The 14,998-nt window shown below is 55.7% G+C and carries 18 protein-coding genes; 7 read left to right on the top strand and 11 right to left on the bottom strand.

The window, feature by feature from the left end; translation table 11 throughout:
• The first annotated feature begins 76 nt into the window (after window positions 1-76).
• Window positions 77-202, top strand: coding sequence for a hypothetical protein (locus ACI48J_RS02480; protein WP_326052446.1), 126 nt, complete (start codon window positions 77-79; stop codon window positions 200-202).
• Between the two features lie 116 nt (window positions 203-318).
• A complete protein-coding gene (locus ACI48J_RS02475) occupies window positions 319-1,482 on the top strand; it encodes a conserved virulence factor C family protein (protein WP_405081485.1) in 1,164 nt (387 codons plus the stop codon).
• A gap of 134 nt (window positions 1,483-1,616) precedes the next feature.
• Here the strand turns inward: ACI48J_RS02475 and ACI48J_RS02470 are convergent, their stop codons facing one another.
• From ACI48J_RS02470 to ACI48J_RS02460, 3 genes are all read right to left on the bottom strand, one after another.
• Window positions 1,617-2,876 carry a M48 family metallopeptidase gene (locus ACI48J_RS02470; protein WP_405081483.1) on the bottom strand — a complete coding sequence of 420 codons (1,260 nt, stop codon included), beginning with the start codon at window positions 2,874-2,876 and terminating at the stop codon, window positions 1,617-1,619.
• A gap of 102 nt (window positions 2,877-2,978) precedes the next feature.
• Window positions 2,979-3,950 (bottom strand): MBL fold metallo-hydrolase, encoded by a 972-nt coding sequence (locus ACI48J_RS02465; RefSeq protein WP_405081481.1) that lies wholly within the window; start codon window positions 3,948-3,950, stop codon window positions 2,979-2,981.
• A 303-nt stretch (window positions 3,951-4,253) separates the two neighbouring features.
• Complete coding sequence (locus ACI48J_RS02460; protein ID WP_405081480.1) at window positions 4,254-5,261, bottom strand: Gfo/Idh/MocA family protein; 1,008 nt, start codon at window positions 5,259-5,261, stop codon at window positions 4,254-4,256.
• A gap of 152 nt (window positions 5,262-5,413) precedes the next feature.
• Between ACI48J_RS02460 and ACI48J_RS02455 the strand changes: the two genes are divergently transcribed.
• The 4 genes from ACI48J_RS02455 (at window position 5,414) to ACI48J_RS02440 (ending at window position 7,366) form a co-directional block, all read left to right on the top strand.
• Complete coding sequence (locus ACI48J_RS02455) at window positions 5,414-6,040, top strand: DUF2238 domain-containing protein (protein ID WP_405081478.1); 627 nt, start codon at window positions 5,414-5,416, stop codon at window positions 6,038-6,040.
• A 53-nt stretch (window positions 6,041-6,093) separates the two neighbouring features.
• Window positions 6,094-6,399, top strand: coding sequence for a hypothetical protein (locus tag ACI48J_RS02450; RefSeq protein ID WP_405083168.1), 306 nt, complete (start codon window positions 6,094-6,096; stop codon window positions 6,397-6,399).
• Between the two features lie 161 nt (window positions 6,400-6,560).
• Complete coding sequence (locus tag ACI48J_RS02445; protein WP_405081476.1) at window positions 6,561-6,785, top strand: hypothetical protein; 225 nt, start codon at window positions 6,561-6,563, stop codon at window positions 6,783-6,785.
• Between the two features lie 32 nt (window positions 6,786-6,817).
• Window positions 6,818-7,366, top strand: coding sequence for a spore coat protein (locus ACI48J_RS02440; protein WP_405081474.1), 549 nt, complete (start codon window positions 6,818-6,820; stop codon window positions 7,364-7,366).
• A gap of 94 nt (window positions 7,367-7,460) precedes the next feature.
• Here ACI48J_RS02440 and ACI48J_RS02435 read toward each other — a convergent pair whose 3' ends face one another.
• The 3 genes from ACI48J_RS02435 to ACI48J_RS02425 all read right to left on the bottom strand — a co-directional run bounded on the left by ACI48J_RS02435 (window position 7,461) and on the right by ACI48J_RS02425 (window position 9,335).
• Entirely contained in the window at window positions 7,461-8,318 is an 858-nt protein-coding gene (locus ACI48J_RS02435) for an IS3 family transposase (protein WP_405081473.1), read from the bottom strand.
• Window positions 8,315-8,617 carry a transposase gene (locus tag ACI48J_RS02430; protein ID WP_405081472.1) on the bottom strand — a complete coding sequence of 101 codons (303 nt, stop codon included), beginning with the start codon at window positions 8,615-8,617 and terminating at the stop codon, window positions 8,315-8,317. Before ACI48J_RS02430 ends, ACI48J_RS02435 begins: the two co-directional genes overlap by 4 nt.
• A gap of 289 nt (window positions 8,618-8,906) precedes the next feature.
• Window positions 8,907-9,335: a methylglyoxal synthase gene (locus tag ACI48J_RS02425; RefSeq protein WP_326052456.1), complete on the bottom strand. Its 429-nt coding sequence runs from the start codon at window positions 9,333-9,335 to the stop codon at window positions 8,907-8,909.
• Window positions 9,336-9,682: 347 nt separating this feature from the next.
• On the opposite strand from ACI48J_RS02425, the gene ACI48J_RS02420 reads away from it, so the two are divergent.
• Window positions 9,683-9,991, top strand: coding sequence for a hypothetical protein (locus ACI48J_RS02420; RefSeq protein WP_405081471.1), 309 nt, complete (start codon window positions 9,683-9,685; stop codon window positions 9,989-9,991).
• Window positions 9,992-10,202: 211 nt separating this feature from the next.
• Here ACI48J_RS02420 and thiC read toward each other — a convergent pair whose 3' ends face one another.
• The 5 genes from thiC to thiS all read right to left on the bottom strand — a co-directional run bounded on the left by thiC (window position 10,203) and on the right by thiS (window position 14,980).
• A complete protein-coding gene (gene thiC / locus ACI48J_RS02415; RefSeq protein WP_405081470.1) occupies window positions 10,203-11,978 on the bottom strand; it encodes a phosphomethylpyrimidine synthase ThiC in 1,776 nt (591 codons plus the stop codon).
• A 157-nt stretch (window positions 11,979-12,135) separates the two neighbouring features.
• Window positions 12,136-12,816: a thiamine phosphate synthase gene (thiE, locus tag ACI48J_RS02410; RefSeq protein WP_405081469.1), complete on the bottom strand. Its 681-nt coding sequence runs from the start codon at window positions 12,814-12,816 to the stop codon at window positions 12,136-12,138.
• Entirely contained in the window at window positions 12,813-13,730 is a 918-nt protein-coding gene (gene thiD, locus ACI48J_RS02405; protein ID WP_405081468.1) for a bifunctional hydroxymethylpyrimidine kinase/phosphomethylpyrimidine kinase, read from the bottom strand. The genes thiE and thiD overlap by 4 nt, the downstream gene beginning before the upstream one ends.
• A 274-nt stretch (window positions 13,731-14,004) precedes the next feature.
• Complete coding sequence (locus ACI48J_RS02400; protein ID WP_405081466.1) at window positions 14,005-14,772, bottom strand: thiazole synthase; 768 nt, start codon at window positions 14,770-14,772, stop codon at window positions 14,005-14,007.
• A 4-nt stretch (window positions 14,773-14,776) separates the two neighbouring features.
• Complete coding sequence (gene thiS, locus ACI48J_RS02395; protein ID WP_042234269.1) at window positions 14,777-14,980, bottom strand: sulfur carrier protein ThiS; 204 nt, start codon at window positions 14,978-14,980, stop codon at window positions 14,777-14,779.
• Window positions 14,981-14,998: the final 18 nt, after the last annotated feature.

The raw sequence follows: 14,998 nt of genomic DNA, 5'->3' as shown, positions 1-14,998 counted from the left end.
ACGGCCGGCTGACTGACTGCCTTTTAAGCTTTGCCTCGGATCGGCCCTCCGCCTTGCGGCAGGAGGCCATTCGGAAATGGATTGCAACAAACCGGGACTTCATGTTCCGGTTTTCTTTTTTTCCTGGATTCAACGGGGTTCAGAAGCAGCTTATTATATAGTAGAAACTCAACAAAGCGGAGATGCGAAAATTCCATTTTAGTTAATTATAGGTAATTTTAACCTGCATGCAGTGACTTTTCTCACAGAGTTTTGGCGCGAAAGGTCTTTTAGCAAAAATGTGGTATCATAAAGAGGAACAAAGGAGGGTGTGATCCAGTGAATTTAGTATCGATTGAACCAACCCCGAGTCCCAATACCATGAAGCTTAACTTAGATAAGGCGCTGCCTAAGGGCCGCAGCCTGACTTTTACCCGGAAACAGCGCGACAACGCGCCCGGCTATATTCAGCAGCTCCTCGATATCCCCGGAGTAACAAGCGTTTTTCAGGTAGCCGATTTTATCGCGCTTGACCGTTCTCCCAAAGGAGACTGGAAGCAGATTCTCACACAGGCCCGGGAACTGCTCGGCAGCGGCGGCTCTCAAGCGTCTCTTCCCGGCGAAGACGAAGCGGGGTCCGGTTTCGGAGAGGTTAAGGTGCTGCTCCAGACTTTCCGCGGCATCCCTATGCAGATCCGGGTAAACGCAGGCGGCGAAGAAGCGCGTGCCGCTCTTCCGGAACGGTTTACACAAGCTGCGATGAAAGCGACCGAAAACTCTCCTCACCTGCTCAAGGAGCGGAAGCTGCAAGAGCTCGATGTCCGTTACGGAGAGCTCCAGGATGTGCTGAATGAGGTTGTTCAGGAAGTGGATGCATCTTACGATGACAAGAGGCTGAGCCTGCTTACCGAGCAGGCCGCTCAGGGACTGTCGGAGGCGGACTATGCGGAAGCACAGCGTCCGGCCGAATTGACCGAAGAGGAAATCGGCCGGCTCCTGGACGATCCCGACTGGAAGAAGCGGTATGCCGCTTTGCAGAGCATCAAAGCCGCTCCCCGGACGCTGCCTCTGCTAGCCAAGGCTCTCGGAGATGAGAAAACGTCCGTACGCAGACTTGCAACGGTTTATCTCGGCGATATCAAGGAACCGGAAGTGCTTCCTTACCTGTTCCAGGCTCTGGAGGACCGCACTCCGGCCGTCCGCCGTACGGCGGGAGACACTTTGTCCGATCTGGGGGATCCGGCAGCCGTTCCGGCTATGGCCACAGCCTTGAAAGATCCCAACAAGCTGGTCCGCTGGCGCGCCGCCCGTTTTCTGTACGAAGTCGGTGACGATTCCTGCCTCGAGGCCTTGCGCGAAGCGGCGGACGATCCGGAATTCGAAATCAGCATGCAGGTCCAGATGGCAATTGCCCGTATCGAGGGCGGACATGCCGCGGAAGGCTCGGTCTGGCAGCAAATGACGCGCAGCCGCCAAGGAAGCGACGCGCCTAAGCAGGACTAAATCGGTCTCTTCACGCATTGTGAAGAGCACCCTGCTCGGACGCGTGCCCTATAGCTCTTCCCTATGAAAAAAAGCGTGCCTTTTCGCGATTCGCAAAACTTGTTTGCAAATCGGAAAACGGCACGCTTTTTAGTTTAACGGGCTTTTTGCGCCGCAAACTCGCCGAAATACCGGATCCGTTCCTCTATGGTCGGATGGGAACCGAGAAACCACTGCAGGAGCGCCGGCTGCGTGACCGGACTCAAATTCGCCGCGGCGAGCTTCTGAAAAGCGCTCACGCCCGCCTGGCCGTCTCCGGTCATTTTCATCGCATACGAATCGGCCCTGACTTCCATCAGCCGCGAAGCGGCGTTGTCTATAGGAGTTACCGCAAGGGTCAGCAGGGAGACAATGGCGAGCAGCAGCGGCAGTCCGGCCATATCCCGAGGACCGCGAAGTCCTCTCGTTCTGCCCCAATTGCGCACCGCTATCTCGTAAATCCGGCTCCCGCCCCAGAGGAGGCCGAAGCTCATGACAAGCCCCAGGCCGCTTCCCCAGAAGACGTGCCGCTCCGCATAATGCCCCATCTCGTGCGCCATGACGACCAGAATTTCTCGGGTGTCCATTTTTTGCAGAAGGGTATCCCACAGAACGACTCTGGCATTAGACCCGATTCCGGACACGTAGGCATTAAGCTGATTCGTCCTCTCGGACATGTTGACCTCGTATATGTCATCCGCCGCGATTCCGGCCTGCGAGGCCAGATGCAGCAGCTCTTTTTTCAGCTCCCCCGCCCGCAGCGGCGTAAATTCATTGTAGAGGGGTTCGATAATCACCGGCTGGATAAACTGGAGAAACAGCAGGAGCGGTACGGAAAAAGCCCACAGCCACAGCCACCATTTCCGGGGGCTTCTTTTCATCAAGGCAAGGACAAGCAGGAGAACGAACGTCGTGGTCAGCCATTCGATCCCAAGGTTCTTCGCATGGTCTACCAGCCAGGTGCCTATGCTGACATTGGAAACTCCGTAGTATCTCTCCACACTGAGCATAAAGTAGTCGAACGGCAGCATAAGGACATACACGAGCAGCAGGAACAGAAAAACAAACAAGCCTGTCCGCAGCAGATAGCGCCGGGTCCAGCCTTCAATGCGGTCCCTGAACCGGATAGCCGTGCCCACAAGCAAAATCAGCAGAACAAGCTGCAAGGGGGTCTGCAAAAAGTACACAATTGAGCGGATTCGCGACAACACTTCGGCCCGGCCGATCTCTCCTTCGCTCATAAACGTGTGCGGATCTATACTGGTGCCCGCCGAGCCTGACGGCAAACTGTAGATGTCCCCTCTGCCGAAATAAAATCCTACCGCAGCCGCATAAACGGCAAAACCGAGGATCAGCACGACTCTCCAGTTCTTCATCTTCCTCCCCCGCTTCCTCGGTAATCGTTCGGACCGCATCGTGCCCGCAGGGTCCCTCATGATGTATATGCCGTCCGGAAGCCGAAAAAGACGGGTTTGTCCTTATTCAGCGGGAAATTTATTTACTGCGCCGCTTAAGTCGGTCTTCAGTGTTTGTCCGTGCAGCAGCACCTTCAGACGCCGGGGATCAAGCTTCCGCTGTTCCCAATTCAGCCGCAGTCTGTCCAGCGCTTCTTGCGGCGTATCGTCGGCAAGGCGGAACGAGCCGTAATGCATAGGCACGAATATGTCCGCTTGGGTGTCCAGAAAAGCCTGCACGGCTTCTTCCGGGGAAACGTGCTGAGTGGACATAAACCACTCGGGCTCGTAAGCCCCTATAGGCATCAGGGCGCAGCCGATGCGAAATCGCTCCCCGATCATCCGGAAGCCTTGGAAATACCCGCTGTCGCCCGCGAAATAGAGACTGTCCGGGTCTTCCCCCGGCTTGCCGGCATCCTCTATGATCCAGCCTCCCCAGTGAGAGGTGTTCGTATCCGTCAGCGAACGGCGGGTCCAGTGCTGCGCGGGAACGAAATGAAAGCGCAGACCGCCGAGCTCATGGCTTCCCCACCAGGAAAGCTCCTGTATATCGTCGAAACCCTTGCGCCGAAGCATCTTTCCCAGTCCTTCGGGGACCAGCAGCTTGGGTTTTCCGGGAAGGGCACGCAAGGAGCCGATATGAAGGTGATCGTAGTGCCCGTGCGAGAGCAGAACCGCATCCACCGGAGGCAGTTCGCCGAGTTCAAGCCCGGGTTCCGCCAGGCGCTTGTCGAACCCCATACGGCTCGCCCATACCGGGTCCGTGACCAGGTTTAGGCCGTTTTTCTGAAGCAGAAAGGTGGAATGGCCGATCCACGTGATCGTCGTCTCGCTCCGGTTGGCTTTCAAGTAGCCGGGATCTTTATCCGGACTTGTTTTTACAACGAAGGAAAGATCCTTCACTTTGCCGCTTCTTTCCTTACGCCATTTGCGAAGATCCGAGAATGTGCTCAGTCCCGCTGCGGGGTCCATGTTCGTATATCTTTTCCTGTTCATCGCATGCTCCTCCTCCGTTTGCCCGCGGCCGAACGATCCGGCCGCTTCTTTTCCCTTTATCTCTTATTTCCTATTGTACGAACAGCCGCCGCCGAGCGCAAAAAAAACGCAAAAAAACCAAGCTCATAGCAGTGTCGCGGTCACAGACCCCATGTGACTTCCTCGCTCCACTGTGCGCCGCTATCCCGAAGATAGGCGCCTGGCTTGGTTTTCGGGATGTAAGACTAGCCGACTAGTCTCCAAGTCCCTGTTAGTACCATCATAGTACAAAACGTTCCCGGGCGCCATCCTTTTTTTGCTAGTTTAGAGGCTTATTCTTGCCCGCGTTTCCGCTGAAAGAAGGCAGGCCTCCAGGACCTTCATGCCGTTAATGGCATCTTCGGCCGGAAAACGATAGGGCTCCCGGCCCAAAACGGCCCGTCCGAAGTCGTCGATCTGCACGGCGTACTGGTTCACGGAGGGCGCGGCCTCCGTCCGGCGAGCACCGTTTACCGTGACGGTAAAGTCGGCTCCTCTTCCCTCCGGTGCGACAAAAGCGCTCGGCACTTCAATCGTCCCCGTCGTTCCGACGATTTCGATCGTGTTGCGGGAGGCGGCCCACATACCGCAGTCGAACGTCAAGGCGACGCCATCCGGAAACTCCGCAAGCCCCGACGCCATCATATCTACGCCGCCATGCCCGGGCGAGAAGAAAGCTTGCACCGTAACGGCTTCCGGCTCCCCGCCAAGCAAATAACGGGCCGCATTAAGCGTATAGCAGCCGATATCGTAAAGCGAACCGCCGCCCCACTCTTTGCGGCAGCGGACATTTCCCGTATCCGCGGAGTTATCGAACGTGAAGGCGGCGCGCATGGCGCGTATAACGCCCAGTTCCCCGGCCGCGAGAATTTCGCGGATTCGGTCGTACCGGGGATGATGCCGGTACATAAAGGCTTCCGCAAGGAGGACGCCCTCTTCCCTGCACGCCGCGGCCATTTCCTGCGCCTGGGCGGCCGTAAGGGCAAGCGGTTTTTCGCAGAGCACATGTTTCCCGGCTCTTGCGGCCTTAATCGTCCATTCAAAGTGCAAATGATTCGGGAGCGGAATATACACCGCATCCAGGGTCGGATCGGCGAGCAGCTCCTCATAGCTTCCATAGGCGGCCGGTATTCCGTGACGCCGGGCCGCTTCCCTGGCTTTGAACACGTCGCGGCTGGCAATAGCGGCAAGCTCCCCCGTAGACGACGCCTGAATGGCGGGCACGGCTGCCCTTAGAGCGATGGAAGCGCACCCAAGAATGCCCCACCTTATTTTTCGGTTCGAAGATGACATGGTCTACCTCCCTTTCCCGCTTTCATGGTACGATAGAGTCAGTATAGCTTACCGCTCCGGTTCCGGATATAGGATGCGCACGAATCAGGCCCACAAATTGGACGAAATGCAAAAAAGCACGGACAATAACTTACAGGAGGTTCTTCCGCCCCATGAAATCTTCCCGTGTCCCCACCCGGAGCTATTCCGCTCTGCTGGGCAGCCTGGTGGCCGTCTTCATCTGGTCAGGCATACGACCTCACGATTATTTCACCTGGCTGCTGGAAGTGACGCCGGGGCTGATTCTGGCAGCCGTATTAATCGGCATTTACCGGCGGACTCCGCTTACCCTTCTCACGTATACGCTGGTGTGGGCTCATGTCATGATTTTGTTTGTAGGCGGGCACTACACGTATGCGGAGGTTCCCCTTTTCAACTGGCTCCGGGATACCTTCGATCTGGAGCGGAATTATTACGATCGGCTCGGTCATTTTATGCAGGGCTTTGTACCCGCCATTCTCACGCGTGAGATTTTAATCCGCAAAGTTCCCATACAGCCCGGAGGCTGGCTTGTTTTTCTGACACTCAGCGTTTGCCTGGGATTCAGCGCCTTCTATGAACTCCTGGAGTTCGCTGTTGCCAAGCTGACCGGAACGGCGGCGGAATCTTTCCTCGGCACTCAAGGCGATGTGTGGGACACCCAGTGGGACATGATGTGCGCCCTGATCGGCGCCGTCCTTTCACTGCTGCTTCTGGGCAAATCGCATAACCGGGCGATGAGACTCCCCGGCAGCTTTTAAATCCGATGTCTCTAATTCAAACGATCGAAAGGAGCAGGCATTACCGTATGAACATGAATCAGCAGGAGATGGAAAAACGCATCATCGAGAACTATCAGCGCGACGAACGAATGATGATTCTGATTTTTGCCCAGTGGTGCATTAATCACGGTCTGGACCCGGCCGCCCTATATGCACAGGCCTATCCCCACCAGGGGAACAACACGGAGCTTCAGCAGGCGCTGGAGCTTACGGTTTCCAAGGAAGAAGCCGGAGAAATCCCCGACGACACTCTTCTCGGCGTGCTGTCGATGTTCGGCAATGAAGAGCTTGCCTTTGTGGTGACGGAGGAAATCGCCAAGCGGCCTCCGCGCAAGTAAACATTTTTTCCTCACTTAATCCAAGCCCCCTTCGTAGAAGCGGGGTTCTTTTTGATGCGCGGGGCCGGCTGCTCGTTCCGCAATTTTCAGCCAAATCACTTTTTCCGAATAATTCCATAAAACCGGGTTACATTACTAAGGAAGGGAAAGGAGGATTTTCCATGCAACCGATAACCGGCAAAGAATTGAACTACCTGGCCGATTCCATGACCAATGAGGATCTGCTGATTAAACAGGCGGCGAACGCCATCACCCATGCTCAAAACCCGGCTATCCGGCAGATCGCGGAGCATCTGATCCAGAGTCACCAGCAGCACTACGCTCAAATATTGTCCGCTCTTCAGCAGCACGCTCAGTATGCCCCGAATCAGCCGCAGCAGCAATAACTTTGCAAGCCCGACAAAAGGAGGGATTTCCTGTGAACCAGCAGCAGAACAGCGAAAACCGGCAGCTGTCCTATCAGCAGCAGCAACAGCATAACCAGCGCCAACAGCAGCTGGAACAGCTTTTTCAGCAGCAGTCCGCATATCCGTACTCGCAAGGTTTCCAGCAAAATCAACAGCCTAACCAGCAGCCAAACCGTCAGAGCGGCTCCATCCTGAGCGACAAGGACCTCCTGTCCGCAATCCTTGCCGACCATAAGCGCGTGGTCAGAGAATATGCAACGGCAGTGACGGAGTCCAACTGCCCGGCGATCCGCCAGCTGTTTAACCAGCTCACGCTGGATACCCTGCATCTGCAAGGGGAGTTGTACACGTTTATGAAACAAAATAACATGTACACCACTCCCTCGCCAGCTCTGCGTCAGGATATCGACAAACAAATTCAGCACTCCCAGCAATCGGGACAACAAACCCAGCAGCTCGTGAATCCCTACCTGTCTTCCGGAGGCCAGCACCAAGGATACTCCTACACACAACCTCCTTACAATCAGGCGGGACAAGCACAGCAGCACTACACGATGTAGAATTTCGGACTATCGCCACACGCGAACTAAGGAAAACGAAGAAACCTCTTCCCCGGACTGGTCAAGACCCCATTTAACGGACATTGAAAAAAGCCTAGGCTGCAAGCTGGCGCCGATACTCCATCGGCGTCAGCTTGTTTAGCTTTCGCTGCGGACGATGGTGGTTGTAAAAATAGATATAATTCGAAATTCTTCTTTGTGCCTCGTCGAGACTTCGGATATTATACAGGTAGAGCCCTTCCGTTTTGAGATGCGAGAAGAAGCTCTCCATGGAGGCGTTGTCTAAACAATTGCCCCGCCTAGACATGCTGATTCGGGCGCCAACCTTTGGCAGCATGTCGTGATACGCGTGAGACGTGTACTGGAACCCTTGATCGCTGTGAACGATCAATCCGGTCACGTCTTTGCGCTTTTTAAACGCCTTTGCAAACGTTTGAAGAACGAGCTCATTGTCATTACGCGTACTCATATGACTGGCTACAATCTCATTGTTGAACAGATCTTTGATGGCTGAGAGGTACAGCCACGTCGTTCCGACGCGGTACTGCGTGACGTCAGTCACCCATTTCCGGTTGGGAGCCGGCGTTGTAAAATCTCGCTTCAGAACATTCTCCGCGACTCTCTCTCCGATGGACGACGCGTAGCTGCCCCGATGTTTCCGACGCACGCGGGATCTTAGACCCAGCGCCTGCATCAGCCTCAGCACTTTCTTGTGGTTGATCCAGATCCCATGGTCTTCAAGGAGAAACAGCTGCACCTGCCGATAGCCATATTTGCCATCATACTTGAAGTATATCGCCTGAATGAGATCCTTGAGCGGCTTGTCCCGATCCTGCTCTTTTCGTTTCTTGTAGGCATAAAATCCACTTCTGGATACACCGAGCAGGCGGCAGAGTTCCGTGACGGTTCCGGTTCCCGCCGCCTGCTCGACCACCTCGTATTTTCGCTTCACACCTCCCGCATCCAAATTTCCAAGCACTTTTTTAGCAAGTCATTCTCTCGTTTCAAGCGAGCCAATTGCCGATTTTCATCGACGTACGATTCCTTCGCTGCTCTTCTTTGGTCCAAGAGGCCATACTCGCCTTGTTTTTTATAGCGAGCCATCCACTTTTTCACCCGATCTTGGTCATGGATGTTCAAGTGAGTTGTCATTCTTCGATACGTCCACCCTTCTTCAACATGAAGGCGTATGGCTTCCTTCTTTAGTTCCTCCGTATAGCGCTTGAACTTTTGTCCTTTTCTCGCTGGCATAAAAATGCACCCCCTAGAATTTCATCGGAATTACCCAAGGGTTTTTCCAATGTCCATTCTAAGGGGTGCACTTCAGACGGGATTGAGGCTTCTTCGTTTTTCCGTTAGGCCGCAGAGAGCTTTGCGGGAAGCTGGCGGCCGTCATGCGGTCCGCCGCTTTTTTTCAAAAAGGGGAAGACCATTCATACATCCAGGCTGGATAGCAGAATGCCGGCCTCTAATTTATGAGACAACCATTTTGTCCATGCCTTGAACGCTCCGGATAGGTCCGGATCAAGCGGACCGCGGTTCAGGCCCGAAGCTTCCGCTGCTGAATGGGATTTTCATGCACAACGGTTCGCCAGTCGAACAATCCCAAGTCCATCGCTTTAACAAGCACTTCCGCCGTTGCCATATTGGTCGCAACCGGAATACACTGGACGTCGCACAAACGCAGGAGCGCCGTAATATCGGATTGATGTCCGAGTGAAGCCAGCGGATCACGAAAGAAAATAAGAAGATCAATATCATTCTGAGCTACCATGGCGCCAATCTGCTGTTCGCCCCCGAAAGAACCCAAACGCATCCGGTTAACGGAAATCCGGGCGGCCTCCATCATCATCGTTCCGGTCGTTCCTGCCGCATAAAGCTCATGCTTCTCCAGCAGCCCCCGGTAAGCTACGACGAAATCAATCAATTCCGCTTCTGCGACTTCATGTGCAATCAAAGCGATTTTCATTTCAAGCCCTCCTTTAATGTAATGTTTTATTACATATAATATCTGAAACGGTCTCTTTTTTGTTGATTTCTTTATTATACGAGATGTTTTTCCACTTACTCAAGAGAAAATTCGATCTTATCGTAAAAATATCTAACATAAACTTAACAAATATAGATGAAAACATGCTAGATATTCTATATACATGACATATAATTAACATTGTTTTTCATTCTTTTCCCTGCATGCATATATGCCATCAAAAAAAACCAAGCGTGAGCAGAAACTTCTCCGGGACTTACGCGTACATATGGTAGGAAGGCTCTTTCTTCCGCAGTCGATTCGTACGTTCAAGGAGGCAGCTCAAAATGACAGCCTTATGGGGAACATTAACATTACTCATTTTCGGCTTTTTAGTTGTAACCGTTTTCATAAAAAGTATCCAAGGTGCCCGGGACCAATACGGCGTGTCATCCTTTGATTACGAAGAGGAAGAGCCCACGTCCGCAGCCCATCATGAGTGGATGGCGGAACCGGGACCGGACAGCGCCTCCGTCAAGGAATGGACGACTGCGGAAGCAGACAGCGCCCGAACGGATGAAATACACAGCCGGCAACCTGTTCAATTGCGTGCCGGTTCGCGAGCCGCTTCGGAGGAAAAGCAGCCGAACGGCTAGCGCTCGCTTTAGTTCGTGCCAGCCCGCTTCGGACGGATTGCATGGCTGCCCGCAACATTATCATTTTCTCGAGATTTCGCCCATAAGAAAAACCGTATTCCTCCACGGGACAGGAGAAATACGGTTTTTGCTTTTGCGGCTGCATACTGCAATGCCAAGCTTGGCGACAACCGGGCAGGCCTTCGCTGTTATACGCAGGCCGATTCTTGGCCTACTTATAAATCACGTTGCCTTCGCGCCGGAATTCGGCTGCTTTATCGGCCATGCCCGCTTCCGCCGCTTCCTGTTCGCCGAGGCCTTTCTCGCGGGCATACTCGCGGATGTCCTGCGTAATCCTCATGGAGCAGAACTTCGGACCGCACATGGAGCAGAAATGGGCGGTTTTGGCCCCTTCCGCAGGGAGCGTTTCGTCGTGGTACTCCATCGCCCGTTCCGGATCAAGCGAAAGGTTGAACTGATCGCGCCAGCGGAACTCGAACCGCGCTTTGGAAAGGGCGTTATCCCGGTCCTGCGCTCCCGGATGACCTTTGGCCAGGTCTGCCGCATGTGCAGCGATTTTATAGGCGATTACGCCTTCGCGCACGTCGTTTTTATTCGGCAGACCCAAGTGTTCCTTCGGCGTGACATAGCAGAGCATCGCCGTACCGAACGAGCCGATCATCGCCGCACCGATAGCGGACGTAATATGATCGTAACCCGGCGCGATGTCCGTTGTCAGCGGACCGAGGGTGTAGAACGGCGCCTCCCGGCAAACTTCCATCTGCCGGTCGACGTTCTCCTTGATTAGATGCATCGGAACGTGGCCGGGGCCTTCGATGATGACCTGGACGTCATGCTCCCAGGCAATCCCGGTCAGCTCTCCGAGCGTATCCAGTTCGGCGAACTGCGCTTCGTCGTTCGCATCCGCAATCGAGCCGGGACGCAGGCCGTCTCCGAGCGAGAACGAAATATCGTAAGCTTTCATAATTTCACAGATATCCTCGAAATGGGTGTAGAGGAAGTTTTCCTTATGATGCGCCAGGCACCAGGCGGCCATAATCGAGCCTCCACGGGAAACGATGCCCGTCGTTCTTTTGGCCGTCAACGGAATGTAGCGGAGGAGCACGCCCGCATGAATCGTGAAGTAATCGACCCCTTGTTCGGCCTGTTCAATAAGCGTATCGCGGTAGATCTCCCACGTGAGTTCTTCGGCCTTGCCTCCCACTTTTTCCAGCGCCTGATAAATCGGCACCGTTCCGATCGGCACCGGTGAATTCCGCACGATCCATTCGCGCGTCGTGTGGATGTTTTTGCCCGTGGACAGGTCCATGACCGTATCGGCTCCCCAGCGGGTCGCCCAGGTCATTTTCTCCACCTCTTCCTCAATCGAAGAAGCTACGGCCGAGTTGCCGATGTTCGCATTCACCTTCACCAGGAAATTGCGCCCGATGATCATCGGCTCGCTTTCGGGGTGATTGATATTCGAAGGAATAACGGCACGGCCCCGGGCCACTTCATCGCGGACAAATTCGGGCGCCACATTTTCCCGGATGGCGATGTACTCCATCTCCGGCGTAACGATCCCCTTGCGCGCATAGTGCATCTGGGTCACATTGCCGCCCGGCTTGGCACGAAGCGGTTTCCGGTTAAGACCGGGAAACACTTCCGTATTCGCCAGCGCTTCCTCGCTGCGGAGCCCGTTGTCCTCCGGCTTCACGGTGCGGCCTTCGTAAGCCTCCACGTCGCCGCGCTCGACAATCCAGCCGTACCGGTTCGCAGGCAGACCCCGGCGGATATCAGTTACCTCTTCGGTATCGGTGTATAAACCGCTCGTGTCGTAGACACGGACCGGGGCGTTCTCTTCTTCGCCAAAACGCCCGGAGGACGGGCTCAATTGAATTTCCCTCATCGCTACGCGCACGTCCGGACGGGAACCTTCCACATAAACTTTGCGGCTCCCCGGAAAAGCGGATACGTTAGGCTCCTGGATTTCTGTACTCTTGGTCATTTTAAAAATCCCTCCCGAACTTTATCGGCTCGTTTGAAAGCCGTATTAATGGACGTTTATGGCTTAAACGGCGGTTTGACTCACTTTTTCGAACACGTTTATGACTTGCTGATAGACTGCCTGCAGCCAACCGGTAAAAGAACGGCCGCCGACCGGCTTATCCCGTAAACAGGCGGGAAAACCTCCGGGCCGCTTCGCGCGGATCTTCGGCGCCGCTGATGGCCGAGATAACCGCCACGCCGTCGGCTCCGGCCGCCAATACGGCGGCCGCGCCCTCCGGCGTGATGCCGCCGATGCCCGCCAGCGGCAGCTTAATGCCGCCCGCCCGCATGGCGGCAAGGATGCCCGGGCCCTGCACGGCACGGGCATCCGGCTTCGTCGCCGTGGCATACATCGGGCCCGCGCCGAGGTAATCGGCGCCGCAGCGGACCGCCTCCCGTGCCTCGGCGGGGTTATGGGCGGATATGCCGAGTATCCGCCCTTTAAATCTTTGGCGCAGTCCCTCCCGGTCCCACTGCGCCAGATCTTCTTGGCCGACGTGGATTCCGTCGGCCTCCAGCTCTTCCGCCAGGCGGAGATCGTCGTTCACGATGAACGGGATTCCCGCCTGGCGGCAGACGCCGAGGAGCCGGCTCCCCAGCTCCGTCCGTTCTTGTCCCTGCAGGGCGCCGGGACCCTTCTCCCTGAACTGGAACAGCGTGACGCCGCCTTCTATGGCCGCCTGCAATACGGCAGCGGGGTCTTTGCCCCCGCAGTTGGGGCTCCCCATCACGAGATAAACCTTCAACGCTTCCCTGAGATTGCCGGTATACCGGGCTTCGGCAGCCGTTTTTGTCATCGCAGCCACCCCTCGCTTTCTCCGGCCGCGGCCGGTGCCGTTTTGAAGTAAGCGCCTGCCGTCCCCGGCCTGTTGTACCCCCAATGATTAGTCGGGCCATGCCCCGCTCCAAGGTTCAGAGGATTCGCGAGCGCCGCCTGGATAAAGCGTTTGGCGAGCAGTACCGCTTCGTCCACGGGAAGCCCGGAAGCAAGCCCCGCCGTCAAAGCCGCGGCGAAGGTGCAGCCGGTGCCGTGCGTATGCCGCGTCTCTATCCAGGGAGCCGCAAATTCCGTAAACACGCGGCCGTCGTACAGCAGGTCCAGCGATTGGGCGCGGTTCCCTCCGTGGCCGCCTTTCAGCACCACGTATTTCACTCCCCACGCATGAATGCGGCGGGCGGCTTCTTTGCGATCCGCCATCGTTGCGATCCCCATTCCCGTCAGAGCCTCCGCCTCCGGGATATTCGGCGTCACGATTTGCGCCAGCGGTAGCAGCAGGCTCCTTAGCGCCTGCACGGCATCCTCCCGCAGCAGGCTTGCTCCGCCTTTGGCAATCATGACGGGGTCCACAACCAGACGGGACCATTTGTAGAAAGCCGCGCGGTCCGCTACGGCTTCAATGATCTCCGCGCTGAAAAGCATACCTGTCTTCCAGGCGGCGGGCCCGATATCTCCGGCAACCGCGTCGATCTGAGCCGCCACCATAGAAGAAGGGATCGGATGAACTCCGTGAACGCCAAGCGTGTTCTGTGCCGTTACGGCTGTCAAAGCGCTTGCTCCGAATACGCCGAGCTCCTGGAACGTTTTGAGATCGGCTTGGATGCCAGCCCCTCCTCCGCTGTCGGAACCGGCAATCGTGGCCGCCACAGGAACGGGCGGGGCTTGACTGCAAAGCTCCGGCGGATGCTGCTGTTTGTTTAAGGATATGTTCATCAGGTTGCACCTCCATTAACTTGCAGTGGCCGACATAATTCCTCTTTTTCGCATAGGTCTACATGACTATATAGATATAGTTAGACACAGTCGGCGGCAGGTTTTGAAATTCTAGTGGAAAGAACCACTTCCGATGCCGGTTGGTCTGACCGATCGATTTGCCGTTCGACGCCGCGGTTTTGGATGGCTTCGAGAAATGTTCGCCTCCAGCTCGCTCAAACTTTCGCTCTTCCTCTTACCTTAAGGCGCCAGCCTCCCGCCTGCACCACATCCGTCAGCCCATGCTGACTCCCTCCAAAGGACTGCTCGCGGTCGCATAACGCTTGCGCGGGATTCGTCCGGCTTCATACCCGGCCCTTCCGGCCTCCAAGGCCAGCTTCATGGCATACGCCATCCGCACAGGGTCCTCCGCGCCGGAAACCGCCGTGTTCAGCAGGACTCCGTCCGCCCCCATTTCCATAGCCAGCGCAGCGTCCGAAGGAGCCCCGATGCCTGCGTCCACGATGACGGGCACACGCGCTTCTTCGATAATGAAGCTAAGATTCAGCGGGTTGATAATGCCCTGTCCCGTACCGATCGGCGATGCCCCCGGCATGATCGCATGAACGCCCATCTCCTGCAAACGGCGCGCCAGCACGACATCATCCGACGTATACGGCAGGACAAGAAACCCTTCGGCCAGCAGCATTTCGGTTGCCTTCAGCGTTTCTACCGGATCGGGCAGCAAGGTCTTGTCACAGCCGATCACTTCCACTTTGATCATGTCACAGAGTCCGGATGCTTTCGCCAGCTTGGCGATACGGACCGCTTCTTCGGCCGTTTTGGCTCCCGCCGTATTCGGCAGCAGCTTGAACTTGCTTACATCCAGCATGGACAAAAAGTTCGGCTGTTCCGGGTCGTAAATATTCATCCGCCGCACGGCAAAAGTTAAAATCTGCGCTTCGGAAACCTCGACCGCCTTTTTCTGAATCGTAAAATCCGGGAATTTCCCCGTTCCCAGCAGCAGCCTGGAGTTGAATTCGTAAGGTCCGATTTTTAGCATATGGTCAGCCTCCTCCTACAAAATGAACGATTTCGATCCGGTCGCCGTCCGCCACCGGGGCATCCGCATGCTCTTCCGCCTGCAAAATATGCCCGTTGGTCTCCACGATAAGCAGATTGCGTTTTAATCCAAGGTGCCTGATCAGCCCTTCTACGGTATGTACCGTTTCCGGCACCGTAATGTCGTCTCCGTTTACATGCAGCTTCACTCGTCAAATGCCTCCTTC

The organism is Paenibacillus chitinolyticus (genome assembly GCF_045038035.1).
In the GTDB taxonomy this organism is placed as follows: domain Bacteria; phylum Bacillota; class Bacilli; order Paenibacillales; family NBRC-103111; genus Paenibacillus_F; species Paenibacillus_F chitinolyticus_A.
Note: the sequence above shows the minus strand (reverse complement) of the source record. Positions and strands in the feature narration are given on the sequence as shown.